The 26,490-nt window shown below is 36.6% G+C and carries 6 protein-coding genes; 5 read left to right on the forward strand and 1 reads right to left on the reverse strand.

Annotated elements, in window-relative coordinates:
- Nucleotides 1-46: 46 nt before the first annotated feature.
- Entirely contained in the window at nt 47-5,953 is a 5,907-nt protein-coding gene (locus tag B3C18_RS14055) for a T9SS sorting signal type C domain-containing protein (protein ID WP_291147825.1), read from the reverse strand.
- A 281-nt stretch (nt 5,954-6,234) separates the two neighbouring features.
- Here B3C18_RS14055 and B3C18_RS14060 point away from each other — a divergent pair, with 281 nt between their 5' ends.
- The 5 genes from B3C18_RS14060 (at nt 6,235) to B3C18_RS14080 (ending at nt 26,459) form a co-directional block, all read left to right on the forward strand.
- A complete protein-coding gene (locus B3C18_RS14060) occupies nt 6,235-6,705 on the forward strand; it encodes a regulatory protein RecX (protein WP_291147827.1) in 471 nt (156 codons plus the stop codon).
- Nucleotides 6,706-7,112: 407 nt separating this feature from the next.
- Nucleotides 7,113-12,689, forward strand: coding sequence for a T9SS sorting signal type C domain-containing protein (locus B3C18_RS14065; protein ID WP_291147829.1), 5,577 nt, complete (start codon nt 7,113-7,115; stop codon nt 12,687-12,689).
- Between the two features lie 148 nt (nt 12,690-12,837).
- Nucleotides 12,838-15,891: a DUF7507 domain-containing protein gene (locus B3C18_RS14070; protein WP_291147831.1), complete on the forward strand. Its 3,054-nt coding sequence runs from the start codon at nt 12,838-12,840 to the stop codon at nt 15,889-15,891.
- Between the two features lie 189 nt (nt 15,892-16,080).
- The gene (locus B3C18_RS14075; RefSeq protein WP_291147833.1) at nt 16,081-19,890 is read left to right on the forward strand and encodes a T9SS sorting signal type C domain-containing protein; all 3,810 of its coding nucleotides are present in this window, start codon (nt 16,081-16,083) and stop codon (nt 19,888-19,890) included.
- A 485-nt stretch (nt 19,891-20,375) separates the two neighbouring features.
- A complete protein-coding gene (locus tag B3C18_RS14080) occupies nt 20,376-26,459 on the forward strand; it encodes a T9SS sorting signal type C domain-containing protein (protein WP_291147835.1) in 6,084 nt (2,027 codons plus the stop codon).
- The last annotated feature ends 31 nt before the right edge of the window (nt 26,460-26,490 follow it).

Below are 26,490 nucleotides of genomic sequence, written 5' to 3' on the forward strand. Positions count from 1 at the left end.
TCCATTCCGTTTTCGGAATGGATTTTTTTATTAGAAGAAGTTTTTATTATTTAAAGATAATCTTTCTTGTTACTTCTGCTTTGTTTTCAAGAGTTACTTTTACCAGTAAAACCTGTTCAGCAGCCTGAAGATTTGAGATTGACAATTCCGTAGCTCCAACTTTCTTTTTGTTGTATAAAAGTTTTCCAGTAACATCAAAAACAGCAACTTCTTTGATGTTTTCTTTAGAAGACGTTACTTTGATTACTTTGTCTTTTACAGAAACCAAAAGTCCGTCTTTTACATTTTCGAAATCACCTGTTCCTAATGTTTTATTAGTATAACGTAATACAAAACGATCTGTAAAAGTTCCTATCTCGGTAGTAAATTTATAGTTTCCGGCTTTAAGGTCATAAATAGTACCATTTGTTTTATCTTCTAAATAAACTGCCTGACTGTTCAATAATCCATCAGTATGGTCAATTGCGATTGTAAATTCTCCTGCAACGGCAGTTTTGTACCCAAGGGGAACTAAATCGGTATCTTCAAAAGGAAGTTCACGCCCCTGAATCGTTAATTTTTTAGCATCACTAATGCTATAGAAATCTACATAAGTATTTCCGTTAAGGGTTGCTGCATCATAATTTTGATCCCAGCTGTTTGTTGCTCCTTCTATATAACCTACCAGGACTTGTTTAAATAACCCTGTTGTAGTTGACATATTCAGCCATACACGGTTTCTCTCAATATCGCCAGCTGTTTTAAAGAACTGGCTGTTATCGCCTGGAATTCTCATACTGTTTGTAAAAACAACATCACTTCCTGTACTTGCTTTAAAGAAAAATCCCTGACCTGCTGCAATTTTTCCACTTGCAGGTGGACCGTTTGAAGGACCTGTGCTTCCCGATAAGGTATATACTGAATAATCATCAGAATCATAGTTGTAAGTTTCGTTTCCAGTGTTACCTGCATCAGGTTGATTGGTGTGTGACCAGAAATACAATGCTCCAGTTCCTGCGTCGGTTATTAATTTGTTTGCACTAATTGCTGACGGGTATGGATTTCCGATTAAATGCCACTTTGTAGCTACAGGTGTAATGGTAAAATCCCCATTATTTGGAACTCCCGTAAAAGAAGCTTGAAAAACAAGCGGGCTTGCGTTCTCCTGTGGCCCTCTTACAATATATCCTTGTCCCGGTGTCATAACCTGAGTTCCGTTATAACTAATTACCCATCCACTTGATGGATTAAAACTTTGGTATTTATCTGCCAGAGTAGTTGGTGATAAATCATGAAGTGTTATACCCGGTGTTGCAGTAACTGGTACTGACCAGTAAACATAATCGTAACGATTTATAGGAGTTGTGCTTCTTAAATAAGTAATGTTTCCGCTGTTAACAGCATTGGTTGTTTGAACTAAACTTGCATTGTTCTCAAAAGTCAAAGTACTTCCTGTATTAACTGTTACGGCGTTGGTAACTGTTAGAGTATTTGTACTTCTTACGATGAAAGAACTATTATTATTTAAATTGATTGTATGGGCTTTAAATTCAGTATTTGTCCCTGTAATTTCTGGCTTGTTTGTGATAGCGATTAAATCTGGAATCACTACACAATCATCTACTGTAGGAACACCATTTGGAGTCCAGTTTCCGGCAACGTTCCAGTTTGTACTTAAACTACCGTTCCATGTTTTACCTGCATAAGCATTTACAGAAACAACTGTAATTGGAGATTCACAACCGGAACTATTTTTCGTAGTAACATTATATGATGATCCAGTTGCTACTCCTGAGAATATACCTGTAGTGTTATAAGTCGTTCCGTCAATACTATAAGTAATCCCTGCAGCTGGTGCTGGGCTTGAAACTGTAATAGTTGCCGTAGGTACAGCACATGTTGGCTGAGTTGTTACAGATGCAGTTGGCGCAGTTGGCGTAGGATTTACGGTTAATAAAGCAGAATTTGAAGTGATCGAACAAGTTCCAACTGTAATGATACAATGAACATAATTTCCAGAGTATGAAAGTGGAATGCCTGTAACATTTAAAGATGCACTCGTATGCCCTGTTACGCCGCCAGCTAAGTCTGTGTTTGTCCAGGTTGCATTATCGGGTGAATACTGCCATTGATATGTTGGACTTCCAGCAGAAGTAACTACAGTGAATATATGATTTTTTCCTTCACATACCGCAATTGGTTGTGGATGTGCTGTAATTATTGGTAATGCGTTTACATTAATTGTAGATGATGTTGCTGATGTTGCAGTACAGCCATTTGAATTAGTGTAATTAACAGATACAGTTTTGCTTCCGGATGTTATCCATCTTAATGTAACGGTATTACTTCCTGTACCAATTCCTCCTCCTGTAATGTTATAATCTGTGCCTGCTGTACCTGGAACAGTCCATATATAATTTGTCTGACTAGCTTCTGTTGTGTAAGTAACATCACTGTCTGCACAAACAGGAGAACTAGGAGAAGCTGTAAAAGTTGGTGTTGGTAAGGCATTTACTGTAAGTGCAACTGCATTTGAAGTTACACTAGAAGAACATGCCCCCGTAACAACTACAGTATAATTCCCCGCATTTGCAGCTGTTGGACTAGTTAATGTAAGAGTGTTAGTCCCTTGTCCAGAAACTACTCCTCCTTCAACAAGATCAACGCCATCTTTTTTCCATGTATATGCTAAACTTAATCCTGTAGCAGCAACAGAAATTGTTCGTACACCAGTACCAGAACAAACTGCTGCGGGAACAGTTGGCTGAGTTGTAATGACTGCTGAACTCATGTCAACAAAAACTGGAGTTGAGTTTACAGAAGAAGTCCCACAAGTAATTACAGCACGATAGTATGTTTTAACAGTTTGTGATGTTGTAAATTTAGATTTTGAATTAGCAGAATCTAAAAAGGTAATAACAAGATCATCTATACTATGTATATCTTTTAAACCTCCTGTACGTGCAGAAAATTTAAATTTCCATGTAGATTTATCAGTAGTGGAATAATTTGGTAAAAGAAGTTTAGAAACAATTGTTACCATTGCCGCACCGTCTTGAATTGCAAGAGATAGATACCCATCTGTATCTACATATAATTTAACATCTTTGTAAGTAGTAGTTCTTAAATTAATAGGATCATTGATTCCGGCATTAAAAATAGAAGCATTATTATACACAATCCTTACACGGCTTCCTGTCGCAACATCTTCATTGTCATACGTGTCAAATTGTATTCTAAGTCCAGAACCTTCTCCGCCTTCACCTCCACCTTCATTGGCAACAAAACCAGGTCCATAACTTAAACTTAAACCATCAGCTCCTACTGCGCCTCCACCGTCAATTTTATATTTAAAAGTAGCAGTAAATGGATTGATATTGTCTGTATTAGCTTTGTCTATAAAAAAACCTCCATTATGTCCATCTGGAGCAATTGTGGTTAAGATTAATTCTCCGCCTGTAATTTGAGTATCAACACCTCTTACACTTACATCTCCTACAGTTGTATTAAGCCCTTGAGCTGTTGAAAAATCATTATTATAAAATGCTATAGATGGTGTAGCGGCACCTGTCCAAGGTCCAGTGCTTGTTGGGCTAGTTTGCCATAAATAAGTTGCTCCTTCACCAAATGTGTTTCCTAATGAAAGTGTAAAAGGAACATTAGGACAAACAGTAGAAGCGGTTGAATTTGTACTTACTGAAACAGGAAGTGGTCCGACACAGTTTGATTGTAAACTAATCGTATAATCTTTAACCTGACCTATTCCTGAGTTTACTGTACAAGGAGTCGAGTTAGGAGTATTTCCACGTAAACCAATAATACGCATGGCTATATTTGTCCCAGTAGCTCCTGGAAGAATTCGAAAATAAGCTGAAGTAGCTTTATCATCAGCTCCAGAAGAGTTTCTTATTGTTCCAATAGATATTGGTCCCTCATCAGGATCTACAAAATCTCCATCACCATTCCAGTCAAAAAATGCAGTATAATACATATTATAGTCGCCATTTGTATTTCCTTTAATGACTAATGAATAGTAATCTCCTTTGGTTACTGTCGTCGTAGCTGTTGTACTTGGAATATTTTCATAAGATGTAGTTCCAAGTGGTGTAGAATCTAATGTGTTTAACTTTACAGAAGTTATTTGTGCAACTCCAGAGAAAGCTAAACAAGAATCTGTTGTAACAACAACCCTTCCTGCACCATTGTTAAAGGAGTTTGTGTCTGTAATTGTACCAGACGTTCCAGAGCCTCCATATGAACTTGCGGTTTTTGTAGAGCCCGCAAGTACTAATGCAGCAGCATTATGAACAAAAGTCGATAGACTTGCTTTAACACCAGAAGCTATAGAGAAAATATTGTTGATATTTGTTGCAGCTGAAAATATTTTATTCCCACTTCCTGTAAAATAAAGATTGTAGAATGTGTTGCTTGATGATGATAAAGTTTGATTAGCTCCTCCAAAATTAACTGTACTAGTACCAGCATTAAAATTGGTTCCAGTTCCGCCCCACGCCGTAGTAGAAGTAGAATTTACATTTAATGTACTAGATCCTCCATTTAATGTTCCAGCAGTAAGTGTAACATTTCCAGTAAAAGTATGTGATAAGCCAGTTCCTAAATTAAGTGTTCCTCCAGAACCATTAATTGTGAACGCAGCACCATTAATATTTCCTGTTAATGTAGCAGTATTTCCAGTTTTATTCATTAAAACTGTTCCTGTTGTTGTAAAACCTGCAACACTTTGACTTGATGTTCCAGAAATTGTAACACCTCCAGTTGTTCCACTTATTGTCCCATTTCCGTTATTTATAAGATTACCACTCAAGGTTAGTGAAAATGTAGACATAGCCAAACTAGTATCATTATTCAATGTTATTGAATTAGTATTTGTTGTAGCTGCCCCTAATGTCTTTGTACCTGAAGTTGATAATATTAAGTTTGAATAAGTTGTTCCTTTTATTGTTTGTGTTGTACCATTGTAATTTACGGTATTTCCAGCTACTGTGGCTGTAAGATTTGTTATAGGAGTTGTTGTTGCAGTAATATTTAATTGACTGGCAGCAGTAGCATTATTGAAAGTTGTAATAGTTCCTGAACTCGTTAAATTAGCAGTTCCATTATTTGTAATCCCAGCTATAGTGCTAGAACCACTAATGTTTAGAGTTCCAGTACTTGTATTTACAAAATTTGCTGTTACCGTATTAATAGCAGCTGATGCATTTATCGTTGCTGTTCCAGAATTTGTTATACTAGTTATTCCACTTGCATTAGTAGTGTTTATATTTAGGGTTGCTCCTGAATTATTAGTTAAGGAACTAGATCCTGCAAGTGTGTTGCTTACTGTTAGGGTTCCATTGTTTGAAACTCCGATATTAGCAGTTAATCTTGAGATACTGATTGTACCGTTTAAAACTTGTGCATTTGTGTCAAAAGTCTGAATTCCAGTGCCAGATGTAAATGTTCCATTATTTGTAATCCCCCCTCTAAATGTAACTCCTACATTCGAAGAATTATTCCAAGTTCCTCCTGAATTCACAGTTACCAGTCCAACATAAATTTTTGTTCCAGTATTGTTACTGTGTTGTAACGTTCCAGAAATTGTAGTGGTTCCCGAAATTGTAATGTTATGATTAACGACAACCAAGGATCCTCCAGTAGCAATTTGTAAACTACCAGTAATACTCCATGCTGCAGTAGTTGTCATGGTATCTCCATTTTGTATTATAAAAATATCTCCTGGAGTTGTAAAATTTGCAGGGTTACCACCTGTTCCATTCATATTAGTCCACCAATTACCTAAAGTACTAGGTGAGCCATTTACAGAAGTATAATAAGTTGTTGCATTTGCAGTCGAAAAAACAAAAAACATCCCCAAACAAATTAATCTTAAACTAAGTGTGAAAGACTTTTCTTTAGAAGAATTAGGGAATAATGAAAATAAAGAACGAACGAACAAAAGTAGTTTTCGAATCATAGTAGGTTGTGGTATTAAATTTGTTTTTGGGGCAAATTCAAATAAAAAATTTTAAGTTTCGTTATGAACGAAAAACTAAATTTTGAACTTAAATTCTTATTAATAACTGTTTAACAAACAGGGCAGTTTAACAAACAGAATTTACGCACAAAATTATTATTAATCCTGAGATACACAATAGTTTTTTGAAAGTCTTTTGTGAAATAGGAAATAAACATATCATAATTTAACATTTAAATGGTTATTTTTACCACTTATAGTTAAAAAGAAAGAAAATACTCATGAACTCAATTTGTACTCCAAAAGAAGCTTTACAGAAATTAGAACGCTTTTGTGTTTATCAGGAACGCTGTCATGACGAAGTTGTTTCAAAACTTTATAGCTTAAAAATGACTTCTGATGAGATTGATTCTATTATAGTTCAGTTAATTGAAAATAATTTTTTGGATGAAACTCGTTTTGCCTGTAGTTTCGCAAGAGGCAAACACAGAATCAAAAGTTGGGGAAAAATCAGGATTACAAATGAGCTTAAACTTCGAAATATTTCTTCAACAAATATTAATCTTGCCCTCAAGGAAATTTCTACAGAAGAATATTTTGAAACTTTTGAAAATTTATCTGAAAGATGCTGGAATACCATTCAGGAAAAAAACAATTTAAAAAAACGAAAAAAATTTTGTGATTACCTTCTTCGAAGGGGTTATGAAAGTAATCTCGTTTATGAAAAAGTTAAAGAATTAGAGCAAGAATAAACATCAGAAAATTATACTTAAAAGCATACTTTTTGCTTCTTTTCAAGGTTTCAAATTTTTATCTAAAACATCTTAAATTCCTTACGGAATAAAAAATAACCTCCAGTTGTAAAATATCGCTTTTCTGAGTATTTTTTATAAAACCAGACGTTTTTTCGATTATTACCTGAAAAAATCAGAGCAAAACACCTCATTGTTACGGATTTTTCTTATTTTTCAAGACTCCATTTTATAAGAATTTCCATAAAACACCAATTTTTATTATCCATTTCGTCGATTATTTTATCAGTTTATCGATTATATGGCTATTCTAAAAACCCTCATAATTTCTAACACGTATATGTATATATCTTTGCGGGTGAGATAACTCTTATGCTCGCATAACAACCTGATAGAAAACATATAACATGAAGAAAACATTACTTTTTAGTTTTTTATTTTTTGTAATTTCCTTTGTTTCTTTCGGACAAACCGTTACAAAAACTTATGTGACAGCTACAACTCCTAAAACCTTTACAGTTCCTGCTGGTGTTACAACCGTGGCAGTTGAATGTTGGGGAGGCGGTGGAGCTGGAGGAGGATCTACAAATGCTGTGGGAGCTACTGCAAGAACAGGCGGCGGAGGCGGCGGAGGTGCTTATGCAAAAAGTAACCTAACAGTTGCACCAACAAATGTACTTGATGCAACAGTTGGTGCCGGAGGAACAGCAGCTAGCGGTGCAAGTGGTGGTAATGGGGGTTTTTCTACTGTAAGTATAAATGGAGCTTCAGCTTCTGGTTTGATATATGCGGCAGGAGGATCTGGAGGAACGGGAAATACTAGTGGAGGGAACCCTATTTTGGGAGGAACTGGAGGAACAACCGGAAATGTTGGTGGAGTACAGGTCATTGCGGGCGGTACTGGAGGAAATGGAGAAAGTAATAACGGTGCAGACTCTGGTATTGGTGGAGCTGGTTCCGGACCAACAGGAGGAACAGGAGGAGCAATAGTAGGTGGTTCTGGAAATACAGCAACTGGTAATTCTGGAAATGTTTATGGTGGAGGTGGAAGTGGAGGCAGAACATCACAAACAGGAGGAAACAGAGCTGGTGGCGCTGGTGCAGCAGGCAAAGTTGTTATATCTTATGATTGTCCAACTTCTGCAGGAACTCTTTCCGGTAATCAATATATTTGTACTTATGGAAGTACATCTACTACTTTTGCATCTACAGTTCCAGGAGGAACATGGACTATTAGTCCAGCAGGTATAGCTTCAATCAATGCAAGTACAGGTGTAATAACTTCTACTGCAAATGGAACAGCTACTGTTACTTATACAATTCCATCAACAACAGATTGTCCTACACAGAGAACGGCAACCAGAACAATTTATGTTACGAATGGACCTGGAGTAGGGCCATCAAATTTGGCAGGTTCTCAAACTCAATGTCAGAGTTCTACAACAAGTTATACAATTAGTGCCGTTCAAGGTTCGTATGCTTACAATTGGTCTTATTCAGGAACAGGGGCAACTATTACACCTGCGGCGGATGGTCTTTCTGCAAGTATTACTTTTAGTGCTTCAGCGACTTCAGGAAATGTTCAGGTTACCTCAACAAACGCATGTGGTACAGGAGGACCATCAAGTTTATTTATTACAATAGCACAAACGAGCAGCGGAGGTACTTTGCCATCTGCAAGTGGCTGTCCAAATACTTATATTACATACTTAAATTTAACGGGATATATTGGTTCAGTAATTCGTTGGGAATCCTCTACAGATAATTTTGTAAGCAATACAACAACGATTAATAATACAAATAACGGAATTGATGTACAAAATTTAACACAAACAACGTATTACAGAGCTGTTGTGCGAAATTTACCATGTACTAATATTGCGTATTCAACTGTTTCAACAATTACAATTGGATCTACTTCTTATACTGTAGGTAGTGCTTCTTCAAGTCCAAATGTATGTATTAACACAGCAATAACAAATATAACACACAGCACTACTGGCGCAACAGGAATATCTAATAATGGAGTAGCTGGAGCAAATGGTTTACCAGCAGGTGTATCAGCATCATTTGCATCAAATACAATTACTATTAGCGGAACTCCAACAGCATCAGGAACTTTTTCATATAACATTCCGCTGACTGGTGGTTGTGGAAGTGCTACAAATGCTACAGGAACAATAATTGTTAGAACAAATACAGTAACAGGTGCTTCATCAAGTCCAACTACTTGTATCAATACACCTATTACGAATGTAACCCATACTACTACTGGCGCATCAGGAATATCTAACAATGGTGTTGCCGGAGCAAATGGTTTGCCAGCAGGAGTTTCTGCATCTTGGGCTTCTAATACTATTACTATTAGTGGTACTCCAACAGCATCAGGAACTTTTTCATATAGTATTCCGTTAAATGGTGGATGTGGTACGGTAAATGCAACGGGAACAATTACAGTTAATGCAGACAAAGCTGTGGGTGCTGCGTCATCAAGTCCAAATGTTTGTATCAATACAGCAATAACAGCTTTTACACATACAACTACTGGAGGTGTAACAGGAATAGCTAACAATGGTGTCGCCGGAGCAAATGGTTTGCCAGCAGGAGTTTCTGCGTCTTGGGCTTCTAATACTATTACTATTAGTGGTACTCCAACAGCATCAGGAACTTTTTCATACAGCATTCCAGTTAATGGCTGCGGTTCAACTGCGGTTAATGCTACAGGAACAATTACAGTTAGAATAAATACAGCGACTGCTGCTGCATCAAGTCCAACTACTTGTATTAATACAGCAATAACAAATATAATACATACTACAACTGGCGCAACAGGAATAGCTAACAATGGTGTTGCAGGAGCAAACGGTTTGCCTGCAGGAGTTTCTGCATCTTGGGCTTCTAATACTATTACTATTAGTGGTACTCCAACAGCATCAGGTAATTTTACTTATAGCATTCTGTTAAATGGTGGATGCGGTACAGTAAATGCTACAGGAACAATTACTGTTAATGCAAACAAAGCTGTTGGTGCTGCATCATCAAGTCCAACTATTTGTATTAATACAGCAATAACAAATATTACACATACAACTACAGGGAGTGTAACAGGAATAGCTAACAATGGTGTTGCCGGAGCAAATGGTTTACCAGCAGGAGTTTCTGCATCTTGGGCTTCTAATACTATTACTATTAGTGGCACACCAACAGCATCAGGAACTTTTTCATATAGTATTCCGGTTAATGGCTGCGGAGCAACTGCAGTTAATGCAACAGGAACAATTACAGTAAATGTCGTAACTGCAATTACAGTACAACCAACTGCTCCTGCCGCGGCATGTTCAGGAAGTGGTACACAAACAATTTCGGTTACAGCAGTAGGAGGTACATTAACGTATGTTTGGAAAAAAGATGGAACAACTCTTACTAATACTGGCGGTGTAAGTGGACAGGGAACAAATACTTTAACATTAACTAATCCAACAACTACAAACGTCGGGAATTATACTGTAGAAGTTAGCGGAAGTTGTGGTTCTACAGTGATATCAAATCCTGTAGCGGTAACTGTTATTACAACAGACAGAGGACGTACTCATGGAGGTAGACACATCTGTTATGGAACTCAGCCTAATAAATTGACATTGGCTAATGCCGATGCCCCTAATCAGGGAGATCCATATTCTTATTCTGCAAAAGTCGTAAGATGGGAATATAGCGATGATAACAATGTAACCTGGATTCCTATAGCAGGAACAGCAACTTTAATAGAGTATCAGCCTACAGAATTACTTTATGCCAACAGAGCTTATAGAGCGGTTGCACGAACTCCTGGTTGTCCACAAGGTTTTGCAGCTATCGAAACTACTTTTGATATTGATCCGCTGCCAACAGTTACTTTTACAAGTCAGGCAGGAACAAATACTTGTACAGGAACAAATGTGGTTTATACAACACAAGGAGGACAATCAAATTACGCTTGGACTATATCTGGAAATAGTGGAACTGACTATACTATTACCGGAGGAGGAATCGGGACAGGAAGTAATACTGTAACATTAAGATGGTTAACAACAGGAAGTAAAACAGTTACAGTTAATTATAGAAATTCTAATGGATGTTCAGCTGCCTCTCCAGTTTCTTCTACAACAACAGTAGAAACTTCTTATGCAGCTCCAGTACCGGGAACAATAGTTAGACCAACTTGCGCAGTTCCTACCGGAAGTGTTACATTGAATGGTTTACCAAATTCCGGAACGTTACTTTTTAATGGACCAAATTCAACAAACGGGACTTATAGTATTTCAGGAACGGGAACAATGACAATTTCGGGATTAGTTCCTGGGGATTATAGTTTTGCAATACAAAGTAATTGCGGATCAGTATATTCTGCAGTAGTAACGATACAATCAGCAAATAAATGGAATGGAACAGCATGGTCTAGTGGAGCAGATCCAACATTAAATGATATATTAGAGTTTGATGCCAATTATAGTTTAGACAAAGATATTAATGGATGTTCATGTAAAATTGCAAGCGGAGCAAACGTTACTATAAAAACCGGCAGAACTCTAACAGTTACTAACGCATTAAACGTTAATTCAGGAGGTTCTTTAACTTTTGAGAACAATGCAAGTTTAGTTCAGACTGCAAATGCCGTTAACACAGGAAACATTACTTATTTAAGAAGTACTACTCCTATCAATCGTTACGATTATGTATACTGGTCAATACCAGTTACAGCAACACCTGGTATGACGCTTCATGATTTATCGCCAACGACACTGGCAGATAAATACCAAAGCTTTAATCCATCAAGTGGATGGGTAATTAGTTATAACGGAACTTTGGTAATGACTCCGGGACAAGGATATATCGTAAGAGGGCCACAGGAAAATGTTAGTGCAGCTGTTTTTCAAGCCTCTTTTACTGGAGTTCCAAACAATGGAGATATTACTATTACTCCAGTAGCTACAAAGTGGCATTTAATCGGAAACCCATATCCATCAGCAATTAGTGCAAACAAATTAATAACTGACGCAGGAACTGGAGCATTATATTTCTGGACACACAGTAATCAGCCTGATAGTGGTATCGATGGAGATGCAACTTACAATTATGATCCGGATGATTATTCAGTATATACCTTATCAGGAAGTACGGGAACTTCAAACGGTCCGGCTGCAAGTGGAAAAATTGCAGCAGGTCAGGGATTTTTCTTCAAAGCCAGTACAGGAAATAATGTTGTTTTTACAAACAGTATGAGAATAGCAGGTAATAACAGCCAGTTCTTTAAAACAGCTGCCGATATTGAGAAAAACCGTGTATGGCTGAATATGAAAAATACAACAGGATTGTATAAACAAGCACTGATAGGTTATATAGAAGGAGCAACAAACAGCTGGGATCAAAATTATGATGCGGCTACTCTTAACGGAAGTGCTTATTTAGACTTTTACAGTTTAAATGATGCTAAAAAACTAACCATCCAGGGACGTGGGCTTCCTTTTGAAGATACTGATTTAGTTCCGCTTGGGTACAAAACTGCTGTTGCAGGAGAATTTACAATCGCAATTGATCATACTGATGGATTACTGAATGATCAGAAAGTGTATTTGGAGGATAAAACAACAGGAACTATTTATGACCTAAAAGCAGGAAATTATAAGTTCAATACAGAAATAGGAACTTTTACAGATCGTTTCGTCCTTCGTTATACGAATAAAACTTTAGGAACAGGTGATTTTGAAAATGTAAAAGACGGACTTTTAGTTTCTGTAAAAGACAAAGCAATCAAAGTTACTTCTTCTAAAGAAAACATTAAAGAAGTAAACATATACGATATTACAGGAAAACTTGTATATAGTAAAAACAAAATAGGAACAACAGAATTGTCAATTTCAAATCTGCAATCTGCCGATCAGGTTTTACTGGTAAAAGTTACTCTTGAAAATGACTTTGCAACAACGAGGAAAATCATTTTCAAATAATAAAAATAAAATATAAAAAAAATCCGACAGTGAAAACTGCCGGATTTTTCCATGTAATAACCTTACTAAATAAAAAGAATGAAATAAGTTTAAAATCTTTTAAGAATTAAATTATTAATAGCCGAATCAAACCCAAAACACAAATTGTATGCCCCAAAAATTACTTTTGTTTACCCGTTCTTTATTTAAAAAAATACTGTTTATATTTTTATTGTTCTCTTTAAAAATGTCGGCGCAGCTAACTGCTGTTTCAAGAATCTATACGGATTGGAACGGCTATTGGACTTCGAATTCGACTACTGGAGTTGGTAATCGTCCCGATAGAGAAAACAATTTATTAGCATTTTCATGGAATGGGACTACCTATTCAACAGGAGTTAGTAATACGACTCTAGATTCTCACTCTGTAGTTTATAATGCTCAAAAATTTAGAGCTTTAAAAATTCAATCTTTAGGCTCTACGACGGGATCTTATTTCTTGCAAGGTTCAATGATAGATGGATCTGCAAGTGGTGCAACTTTAGTTCCCGCTTTAGCCGGCTCAAGTGCTACAGGCGCTGAACTAGCGTCAAGATTAACCGATGGGACAAGTGGTTTGTCGCTTGGTACTGGTGTGGCTAATATAAAAGCAGGTACAGCAGAATTTAAAGTTGGTACTAATAACTTAAATGTTACAGGTGTTGGTGATGGAATTCCCGATTTAATTGTAACTCAGGTAGCAGATCCTGGCGGAACACCAGATACTTTTAAATTTATTGATGCCTCTGGAAATACAGTTGGAACGGAATTATCTATAAAATTTGATGCTGTTGCTGCTATCGGTACTTATAGTTTGGATTTATTTAAAATGAACGGAACTTATGATTACACTCCAGCTGCAACAAGAAACATTAGAATGCTTGCAATTGAAACCGGTCAATTTGGAATAACATCTGCAAACGCAGCTCAGGTTGATCGTTTTGTAGTAACTTTTTCAGGTAGTTCAGATTGTGCTTTTATTGCTTTTAATACCAATTCATTAAAAATTGCAGAATTAAGTCTTATAAAAACAGCTTCAATGCCATCATGTGGAAAAGCTGGTGATGTTATTAATTATAGTTTTAATGTAAAAAATACAGGAGAGGTTCCTATTAGTGATATTCTTGTGACTGATCCAATGCCTGGAATCACTATTACAGGAAACCCAATTGCTAGTTTGGCCGCCGGAGCAACTGCTACATTAACCGGAACTTATACTATTACTAGTGCAGATGTGATTGCAGGAAGGGTTGTTAATTCTGCAAAAGTTACCGGAACGGACCCATCGTTAAATGTCGTTGAAGACATTTCGGGACATACCTACACAGATAATATCTCAACATCGATAGATTTATTGTCACCGCCTACTATTGGTACAATAAGTGACGTTTCATGTGCTGCTACAGGAAGTGTTATTTTGAATAACTTACCTGCAACCGGAACTTGGACAATTGAAAGAAGCCCAGGATCTGTTACATATACTGGTACTGGAACGAGTACAACAATTTCCTCTCTCGCTGCCAATACATATACTTTTAGAGTAACTAATAGTACTGGCTGTAAATCACCATCCAGTCTTGGAGCAACAATTACAGATCAGTCTTCTACAACCTGGAATGGAACTGCTTGGTCAAATGGAACACCAACTGCAACAAAAAGAGCTGTTTTTACTGGAGTATTTACAATTTCGGCAGATTTAACTGCTTGTTCATGTACCATAAATAGTGGTGTTAATATGACAGTTCCATCAGGGCGAACTTTAACAATTACAAACGCATTAACGGTTAGTTCAGGCGCCTCCTTAACGTTTGATAACAACGCAAGTTTAGTTCAGACAACTAATGCAGTTAATAGCGGAAACATTACTTATATAAGAAGCACTACTCCTGTAAACCGTTACGATTATGTTTACTGGTCAGTACCCGTTACTGCAACACCGGGTATAACACTTCATGATGTATCTCCAACAACACTTGCAGATAAATATCAAAGTTTTAATTCGGCAACAAGTTCATGGGTAATTAGCTATAACGGAACTTTGGTCATGACACCAGGACAGGGATATATTATAAGAGGTCCTCAAGGTAATGCAAGCCCTGCTGCTTTTCAGGCATCATTTACAGGAGTTCCAAACAATGGAAATATTACGGTTACTCCAGTCGCTACAAAGTGGAACTTAATCGGAAATCCATATCCATCAGCAATAGATGCTGATAAATTAATTAATGATGCTGGTGTTGGAGCATTGTATTTCTGGACACACAGTAACCAGCCTGACGAAAACACCAATGGAAATGCAACTTACAACTATGACCCGGATGATTATTCGGTATATACCTTATCAGGAAGCACAGGTACATCAAATGGTCCGCCTGCAAGTGGAAAAATTGCAGCGGCTCAGGGGTTTTTCTTCAAAGCAAGTACGGGCAGTAATGTTGTTTTTACAAATAGTATGAGAATAGCAGGTAATAACAGCCAGTTCTTTAAAACTGCTCAGACTAATCTTGAAAAAAACCGTTTGTGGCTGAATATCTCAAATGCAACAGGGCTATATAAACAAGCATTGATAGGTTACATTGAAGGAGCAACAAACAGCTGGGACCAGAATTATGACGCAGCCACTCTTAACGGAAGTGTCAATTTAGATTTTTACAGTTTAAATGATGCCAAAAAACTAACGATTCAAGGACGTGGACTTCCTTTTGAAGATACAGATTTAGTTCCGCTTGGATATAGAACTGCCGTTGCAGGAGAATTCACAATTGCCATTGATCATACAGATGGATTATTGAATAATCAGGCAGTTTATCTTGAAGATAAAAAGGCAGGAGTTATTTACGACCTAAAAGCAGGAAACTATAAATTCAACACAGAAATAGGAACATTTACAGATCGTTTCGTACTTCGTTATACGAATAAAACATTAGGAACCGGAGATTTCGAAAATGTAAAAGACGGACTTTTAGTTTCTGTAAAAGACAAAGTAATCAAAGTCACTTCATCAAAAGAAAACATAAAAGAGGTTTCAGTTTTTGATATTACCGGAAAACTTTTATACAATAAAAAGAAAGTTGGAACTACAGAATTATCAATCTCAAATCTGCAGGCTGCTAATCAAGTTTTACTGGTAAAAGTGACACTTGAAAACAAAGCTGAAGTAACAAGAAAGATTATTTTTAAATAAAATAAACTTCTTCTAATAAAAAAATCCATTCCACAACGGAATGGATTTTTTGTTTTTAAAATAAATGAAAAATCACTAAAAGTGGGTATTGTATTATTTTGTAAAGTCGTTTAATTTCGGTTAATTCTTACAAATTATATTAACCGATTATTTACGATTTTGATAAAACATATACTGTTCTTTATTTTTTTGCCTTTCACAAACATCCTTATTGCTCAACAAGGAAAAGTAGATAATACTTTTAATACAATCGACGACGGTTCAAAAGGAGATGGATTTAATGCAACTGTCCGAACTCTATTTTTGCAGCCAGATAATAACCTAATTGTTGGGGGTGATTATACAAGTCTACACGGAATTCCTTCTTCATACTTAACCCGCTTAAGACCTGACGGAACAATAGATGAAAGTTTTGATACAGAAGCTGGTTTTAATGGTAAAGTTTATTCTTCTAATGTTCAGCCCGATGGTAAAATACTTGCCGGAGGAAATTTCTCAGCTTATAATGGAAGAAGTGCGGGAGGACTTGTTCGTCTTAATAGTGATGGTTCATATGATTCATCTTTTAGCACAGTGGTTGCAGCTAGTTCAGGAGCAGGAATTATTCATGATATAGATGTGCAACCCGATGGAAAAATTATAATTGTGGGCACTTTTACAAAATATGGTAATACAGCAGTAAACAGAATTGCACGACTGCTGCCAAACGGCTCAATTGATAATTCATTTAAAATTGGCATAGGATCCGCTCTACAAATTTCAAAAGTTCGGGTTTTGCCTAATGATAAAATTTTAGTTGTAGGCAATTTTACATCCTTTAATGAAGTCGCTTCTAATCGAATCATCATGTTAAATTCGGATGGAAGTATTGATCGAGATTTTAATATCGGAACTGGTTTTGACAATAATGTAAATGCCGTAGAAGTTCAGTCCGATGGCAAGATACTCTTAGGAGGAAGTTTTACATCATATAATGAAATTACCGCCAATAGAATTGTACGTCTAAATGAGGATGGTACTCGTGATTTCAGTTTTCTTGGATCCGGATTTAGTAATGGTGTTGTGCAAATTATTAAAATAGATAACGCAAGTAACATCATGGTAGGTGGATCTTTTAATGGTCGCTATAATGGAGTAACGGCTAATTATATTGCTTTTTTAAACTCAGATGGAACTATAAAACCCGATTTTGATATGGGCACAGGGCCAGCATCTACTGTTTGGACCCTCGTAAATGACTCAGAAGGATCATGGTTTATTGGAGGAACATTTTCTGTTTTTGATGGACAAAATCAGGGAAGATTGGCAAAAGTTAATTTTGAAGGAGAGCAGGATACGGGTTATTTAGCGTCTGGAATTGGTTTTGATAATTCTGTTTTTAAAATAATTCCGTTAGAGAATCAAAAAACAATAGTACTGGGAAACTTTACGAAATTTAATAATAATCCCGCTTTTAGAATTGCAAGACTCTTAGAAGACGGATCTTTTGATCCCAACTTTAATACAGGACAAGCCGGAGCAGATAAGTTAATAAAAACAGCTGTTCTTCAATCAGATGGTAAAATAATTTTGGGTGGAAATTTTACGAAGTATAATAACCAGTCTTATAATAGGATTGTAAGGATTTTTCCAGACGGATCGATAGATAATACATTCAATATAGGTTCAGGATTCAATAGTCAAATTTATGCTATGGCATTGCAATCCGATAATAAAATTATTGTAGCAGGAAATTTCGAACGCTACAACGGCAATTCTTCAATAATTAGAATTGTAAGATTGTTCTCTGATGGTTCACATGATTCAACTTTTAATGCAGGTCTTGGTGCCAATGACGAAATAGAAGATATTTTGATACAGCCCGACGGAAAGATTTTAGTTGGAGGAAGATTTATAAAATTTAATGATCAGCCATATCAGCATTTAATTAGATTAAACATAGACGGAAGTATTGATAACAGTTTTAATATTGGAGATGGTTTTGATAAGAATGTCTACTCAATAGCATTACAATCAGATGGAAAAATAATTGTTGGAGGTTCTTTTTTAACATATAATAAAAGTTCGCAAAAACGTATTCTTCGTCTTAATCCTAACGGAAGTTTAGACACTAGTTTTAATTCTGGAATAGGTTTTAACAAAGGAGATGTTCGTGCAATTTTGGTACAGCGAGATGATCGTCTTTTAGTTGGTGGAACCTTTTCAGGAACTTATAAAAATTATCCTTCTTTAAGATTAATAAGATTGCTAAAAACAGGAGATTTTGACAACACCTTCAATACATCGGTCAATAATAAAATTTTTGTATTAAGTATTACATCTGATTTTAGACTTTTAATTGGAGGAAATTTTAATTCTGTTTCAGGATTTTCCAAGCATAGAATTTGTCGGTTAAAACTTTGTCTCGAATCAACAATTTGGGATGGCCGTTCTTGGTCAAACGGTTATCCATCTGGAGGGAAAGAAGTGTTTTTTAAAGAAGATTTTCCGAATTTAAATTCGTCGAATGTTTGCAGCTGCAGCATTGAAGCAGGGAAAAAAGTTACACTTTTAAATGGAAATAATTTAGGAATTGAATTTTCATATTCAGGATCAGGAATATTAGTTTTAGAAGATTCAGCCAGTTTATACCAATCAGATGATGATATGGTAAACTCTGGAATTATTCAGATGAAAAGAAAAACAAATCCTGTTTTAAAATTTGATTATACCTATTGGTCTTCTCCAGTCAATAATCAAAAACTAATTGATCTTTCACCTCATACATTATTTGATAAATACCAGTCATACAATTCTGCGTTGCCAGGTTGGAAAATTGAAGAGTCATCCAGTTATATGTCTTTAGGAAAAGGATATATAATAAGATCTCCTCAGGAATTTTCTCAATTTGAACGATCAGTATACGAAGGAACTTTTATTGGTGTTCCAAATAATGGAAAGGTTGAAGTTGATTTACAAGAAAATAATAGGTTTTACTTAATTGGGAACCCATACCCATCAGCCATTGATGGTGATAGTTTTTTGAGCAAAAATGAATTTAAAACCAAAGGCGCACTTTACTTCTGGACACATAATACATCAATAACAAATTTAGAATATACATCAGATGATTACGCCGTTTATAACTTAGTTGGCGGAGTAGGTACAAAAGCGATTTCCAACGGTATTAATGAAACAATTCCCGATGGTAAAATCGCTTCCGGACAAGGATTTTTTGTTAAAAGTAATCAGCTAGGGTTTTTGGAATTCAATAATAGTATGCGAATTTCCGGAACAAATAATAAGTTTTTTAAGCCTGCAAAAAAAGAAACTAGTAAAGAAGTAACTAAACATAGATTGTGGCTGAATCTTAAAAATGATAGTGGTGCATTTAAACAGATTTTAATTGGATACCTGCCAGGCGCAACAAACTCTTATGATCTAAATTATGATGCGGAAACCTTAAACGGAAATCAGTTTGTAGATTTTTACAGCATTAGTGAAAGTAAAAAACTAACGATTCAGGGAAGAGCTTTACCTTTTCAGGATTCTGATGAAATTATTTTAGGATATAAAACGGTCATCGCTGATAATTTTACAATCGCGATAGATCATTCTGATGGTAATTTGTCTGGTCAGGCAATTTATTTAGAAGATAAACTAAAGAACAGCATTACTAATGTTACCCTAAAAGATTACACTTTTCATAGCGAAATAGGAGCTTTTACAGACAGATTTATACTTCATTTTACAGATAAAAATTTAAGTGTTGTTGATTTCCGGAATACTAAAAATGAAATTTTGGTTTCATCAAAAGATAAAATAATCAATATAAAATCGAAAAATCAAAAACTGAAAAATGTTCTGCTTTATGATATTACGGGAAAATTACTTTTCGAAAAAAGAAATTTAGACGACTTTGAATTGGTAATATCAAATTTAAGAATTGTTCATCAAATTATGTTAGTGAAAGTAATTTTAGAAGATGATTTTTCTAAAACAAAAAAGATAATTTTCTAAAATAGAATTTTCATCAATGTAGTCAATCCGCCAACATATATAGGTAAGGCGGTTTTTTGTTTTTAAATAGCTTTTGTAAATGTAAAAATCATTTAATCAGTGTTTTATAGTAATTAACACAACTTACACAATTTTTAAATTATCAGGTTAAAAGTGTTAAATCTACAATATTTAACATCTTACCTCTTTATCTTATGTAAAAAAAATCGTACCTTGTTGTAATAGTCATTCGACGAACATAACATAAAAGCCGTTAATATACATTTTCAAATCCCCTTAAACAAAATGTAACTTATTTTTTATCTGCCAAATACTATTTAATGCTTGTTTAAATACTACAAAAAGCAACATTTACTAATATTCTTTGCTTTTGGTTTCAAATCATTTTTTGAAGTCAATGTTATTTTTTGAGGTATTTAGAAATTAAACTAAGCCAGACTTTCTGCTGCTGGTGAATCTTTTTCTGTTAATTAAAAAATAGTGCGATGAAAAAAAAATTACCAATCTTCCTAATCTTACCTCAATTTTTTATTCGTTGTTTTTCTTTATGCAATGAATGCCAAGAGAACTTTTTATCAAAAAAAATTAAGCTCTCGCTCTTATTTTCATTTTTTTGTTTTTCCTTATGGGCACAGCCCCCACATACATTAACAGCTAATGGAACTATAGTAGTTCCCGCTGGTGTTACGTTAATGGATGTTCAGGCTTGGGGCGGAGGCGGTGCCGGTGGTGGCGCAGGCGGCTCAGGTTTACTTGAAGGACGAAGCGGAAGTGGAGGTGGAGGTGGTGCCTACGCAAGAAGCAATATCACTGTGGTTGCCAGTAATACTTTAAATGTTGTAGTTGCCGGTACAGTAGCAGGAACAGTAAATAATGGTGCTGCAGGCGGGCATTCAACTATTACCGGTTTTGAAGGCATTATCTATGCTGCAGGTGGAGCAGGAGGTTTGGCTAACAATGCAGGTGGTGCGCCTGCCGGAGGTGCTGGCGGATCTACAGCAGCTTCTTTTGGTACTACAAAAGCTGCTGGTGAAGCGGGAGGTGCTGGAGGAAATGTTTTAGCTGCACTTTTATTAAGTTCCGGAAAAGGAGGAAATGGAGCAAGTCCGGGAGGAGGACTTGGAGGAGCATCAGTGCCAAGTTTAGTTCTTGGAACTGCAGTAGGAAACCCGGGTACTGCCCCTGGAGGAGGAGGAAGTGGTTCAATGAGCTCTGCTCTTGCCGCCGCTCAGCCCGGAGGATCAGGAGCACATGGTCAGGTTATAGTAACCTATACTTGCCCTACTTATAGTATTACAGGAATTTCAGCAGTAAATGTTTGCAGTAATCTTGGAACTACTTCAGTTGTAACACTGACATCATCTGCTGCATCTTTACCAACAGGAACTTATACCGTGACATACAGTCGAAGCCTTCCAAATGCGACAGGACTTACAGCAACAATGACTGTAACTACTGCCGGAACAGGAACATTTACAGCAGTAGGTTTAAATACCGTTGGAACAAGTAATATTACCGTTACTAATTTAACATCCGGAGTTTGTTCTTCAAATATATCTGCTTCTAACGTTACAACAGTTACAATTTTTGCTCCTTCGGCTGGTGGAACAGTTGCAGGCGGAACAACAATTTGCGCTGGGGCAACAAGTGCTGCCTTATCTTTAACAGGAGAAACTGGTACAATTCAAAAATGGCAATATTCTATAGCTCCATTTTCAACTTGGACTGATATTGCGAATACGACAAATACTTATACTTCTGGTCCGCTTAGTGAAACAACTCAATTTAGAGCTGTTGTTCAAAATGGAGTTTGTACAGCTGCAAATTCTATAGCAACAACAGTAACAGTTAATCCTTTACCACAAGGGACTTTATCAGCAAATGGTCCTTTTTGTGTAACAGGTTCCGGGTTTTTAACTTTTACGGCTACAGCAGGAGCTGGTCCATATACAGTTGTTTACAAAGAAAATGGCGGAGCAGACCGCACCGCAAGCGGAGTTGTAAGTGGAACACCTTTTGCTACTTTTACAACGCCTGTTACTGCTACAACAACTTATACTTTAGTTTCAGTAACCGGAGCAAATACTTGTTTTAGAAGTTCTGGTTTTACAGGAAACACAGCTACAATAACTATCAATCCATTACCACAGGGAAACTTAATCGCAAATGGCCCATTTTGTGCAACAGGTTCCGGGTTTTTAACTTTTACTGCAACAGCAGGTACGGGCCCGTATACAGTAGTTTATAAAGAAAACGGCGGAGCAGACCGCACCGCTAGCGGAGTTGTCAGCGGAACGCCTTTTGCCGCTTTTACTCCCACAGTTACAGCTACGACAACGTATACTTTAATTTCAGTTACAGGATCAAATACCTGTATTAGAAGTTCTGGTTTTACAACAGGTTCAGCAACAATAACGGTTAATCCATTACCGCAGGGAAGTTTGACGGCGAATGGCCCGTTTTGTGAAACGGGTGCAGGACAGTTAACTTTTACAGCGACATCAGGAGCAGGCCCATATACAATAGTTTATAAAGAAAATGGAGGGGCAGACCGTACCGCAACAGGAGTAGTGAGCGGAACACCTTTTGCCACTTTTACAACCCCAGTTATCACAACGACAACTTATACATTAGTTTCAGTTACTGATGCAAATACCTGTATTAGAAGTTCTGGTTTTACCCAAAATTCAGCAGCAATAACTGTTAACCCATTACCACAGGGAAGTTTAACTGCAAATGGTCCGTTTTGTGAAACTGGCGCAGGACAGTTAACATTTACAGCAACAGCAGGAACAGGTCCATATACAGTTGTTTACAAGGAAAATGGAGGAATAGACCGTACTGCAACAGGAGTTGTGAGTGGAACACCTTTTGCCACTTTTACAACGCCTGTTACTGCTACAACAACTTATACTTTGGTTTCAGTAACCGGAGCAAATACCTGTATTAGAAGTTCTGGTTTTACAACAGGTTCAGCTACAATAACTGTCAATCCATTACCACAGGGAAGTTTGACAGCAAACGGCCCATTTTGTGCAACTGGTTCCGGACTGTTAACTTTTACAGCTACAGCGGGAACAGGTCCATATACAATTGTTTACAAAGAAAACGGCGGAGCAAATCAAACAGCATCAGGAGTTGTAAGCGGAACTCCATTCGCCACTTTTACAACTCCCGTTATAGCAACGACAACTTATACATTAGTTTCAGTAACCGGATCAAATACCTGCATTAGAAGTTCTGGTTTTACAACAGGTTCAGCCACAATAACGGTTAATCCATTACCACAGGGAAGTTTAACAGCAAATGGTCCATTTTGTGTAACAGGTTCCGGACAGTTAACTTTTACAGCTACGGCAGGAACTGGTCCATATACAATTGTCTACAAAGAAAATGGAGGAGCTGATCAAACTGCAGCAGGAGTTGTAAGCGGAACACCATTCGCTACTTTTACAACACCAGTTACCGCAACGACAACTTATACTCTAGTTTCAGTAACCGGATCAAATACCTGCATTAGAAGTTCTGGTTTTACCCAAAATTCCGCAACAATAACGGTTAATCCATTACCACAGGGAAGTTTAACAGCTAACGGTCCGTTTTGTGCATCAGGCTCTGGACAATTGACATTTACTGCAACAGCAGGAACTGGGCCATACACAGTTGTTTATAAAGAAAATGGAGGAGCTGATCAAACTGCAACAGGCGTTGCAAGCGGAACTCCATTTGCTACTTTTACAACCCCAGTTACCGCAACAACAACTTATACTTTGATTTCAGTAACGGGAGCAAATACCTGTATTAGAAGTTCTGGTTTTACAACAGGCTCAGCTACAATAACAGTAAACCCATTACCGCAAGGAAGTTTAACAGCAAACGGCTCATTTTGTGCAACAGGAGCAGGACAATTGACATTTACTGCCACATCAGGAACTGGTCCGTATACAATAGTTTATAAAGAAAATGGAGGAGCAGATCGCACGGCTTCAGGAGTTGTAAGCGGAACTCCATTTGCAACTTTTACAACTCCGGTTACAGTAACGACGACTTATACTCTAGTTTCAGTAACGGGAGCAAATACCTGTGCTAGAAGTTCTGGTTTTACTGGAGGTTCGGCAACAATAACAATTAACCCAATTCCAATTCCAACATTTACAACTCAGCCCGCAGCTTCGGTTTGTGTGAATACTGATGCTACGTATACAACACAAAGCGGACAATCAAATTATGTTTGGAATGTTCCGGGAGTTTTGAATACAGATTATATTATTACCTCAGGTGATCTATCTGCATCAAGTAATACCGTAACAGTACAATGGCTGACAGCAGGAAATAAAACAGTAACTGTAGGTTATTCTTCTATAGGGTGTGCATCAAACACAAGTGCAAGTAATACTACTACAGTAACAAAAACTGAGCGTGGTGCAGTACATGGAGGAAATCATATTTGTGCAGGAGATCCAAGTCCGTTATTGACTTTAACAGATTACACCGGAACAATTGTAAGATGGGAATATGCGGAATCTATACCATATGTATGGCAGCCTTTTGCAAATACATCTAATACTTTTCAGCCAGGAGTATTAACAACAAGTACCAGTTACAGAGCTGTAGTTAAAAATGGAACTTGCCCTGAAGAATTTGCTATAGAAACAAGAATTGATGTGGAGCCAAAACCATCTACACCAATATTGGCAATTATTACACAGCCAACTTGTGTTAATCCAAACGGAAGTGTACATCTGACAGGTTTACTGGCATCACCAAATTGGACAATTACGCAAAACGGAACAGTTTCTCAAACCTATACTTCATCAGGAACTAGTTATACCATAACAAATCTAGCTCCCGGAAATTATACTTTTACAATACATGATATAAATATCTGCCCTTCTTTACCCACTATTAATCTGGAGATAAAAGCTCCAATTACAAATATTTGGAATGGTACAAGCTGGTCAAAAGGAAGTCCTCCGATAGTTACAGATGCTGTTCGGTTTTCGGGTAATTATTCTACCACTGGTGATTTGAGCGGCTGCTCTTGTGTTGTTGATCCTGGTGCCAATGTTACAGTAAATTCTAATCATACCTTAACGATTACCAATTCTGTTAACAATAATGGAGGTTTACTGACTTTTGAAAATAATGCGAGTTTAATGCAGGTTAATAATGTTGTAAATACAGGGAATATTATATATAAACGAAATACTACACCAGTTCGAAGATATGATTTTACCTATTGGTCTTCGCCAATTGTACGCACACCGCCTTATACATTGCACGACTTGTCACCAAACACATTAGCCGATAAATACTATAATCATAGTGCGATTACCGGATGGATAATAAATTATAACGGAACGATGGAAATGAGCCCGGGATCTGGCTATATTGTTAGAGCACCTCAGAATTTCGATATCACCGCTCCTTCAGTTTATAATTCATTTTTAGAAGGAGTTCCTAATAATGGTACAATTACCGTCCCTTTATTAGCCGCAGAGAAATCTCACTTGCTTGGTAATCCATATCCTTCGGCAATATATGCGGATCAATTTATTTTTGATAATGCTGCCAATTTATATGGAACATTATATTTTTGGACTCATAATTCTGCGCCAAGCAGCTCTGTTCCCGGTGATGCTCAATTTAATTACAATAGCGATGATTATGCTATTTATAATTTAACAGGAAGTACAAGTGTAGGCGGCATGACTGGAAATGGAGCAGGAACGCCCGGAAACCAAAATCCTCCTTTGGGATATATTGCAGCTGGTCAGGCCTTCTTTGTAAAAGCAAAAAGTACTGGAAATGCTGTTTTTACAAATTCAATGAGAGTTCCCGGAAATAACAGCCAGTTTTTTAAGACAGCAGAAAGCAGTAAAGAAGCGATTGAAAAACACAGAGTCTGGCTTAATATGACAAATACTCAAGGACTTTTTAAACAACTGTTAGTAGGATATGTAGAAGGGGCAACCAATACTTGGGACAATAATTACGATGGAGTTACTATAAACGGAAATATATATGTAGATTTTTATAGTATTAATGAAGGAAGAAAATTAACAGTTCAAGGGCGTGCCATACCTTTTCAGGAGACTGATGTTGTTCCTTTAGGATACAGATCTGGAATTGAAGGAGAATTTTCAATAGCAATAGATCATTCAGATGGTGATTTAGCAAATCGTGCTATTTATTTAGAAGATAAATGGAACAATACAACACATAATCTGCAAACAGGTAAATATACTTTTACTACGTCAATAGGAACCTTTTTAGACCGTTTTGTTTTGAAATATGCTGCAGTAAATTTAGGAGTTGATGATTTTGAAAATCAGGAAAACAATCTTTTTGTTTCGGTTAAGAATAAAAACATTAAAGTGAATTCAACACATGATTTTATAAAAGAAGTTTCCATTTTTGATATTTCTGGAAAATTGATTTACAACAATAAAAAGATTGAAAATGCAGAATTACAGATTCCAAATCTGCAGTCAGGAGATCAGGTTTTGATTGTGAAAGTGGCTTTGGAAAACGGAAAAACAACAACCAGAAAAATTACGTTTCATTAAAATTATAAATTCAAATAAAAATCCGGCTGCA

Source organism: Flavobacterium sp. UBA7680 (assembly GCF_002482975.1).
Lineage (GTDB): Bacteria > Bacteroidota > Bacteroidia > Flavobacteriales > Flavobacteriaceae > Flavobacterium.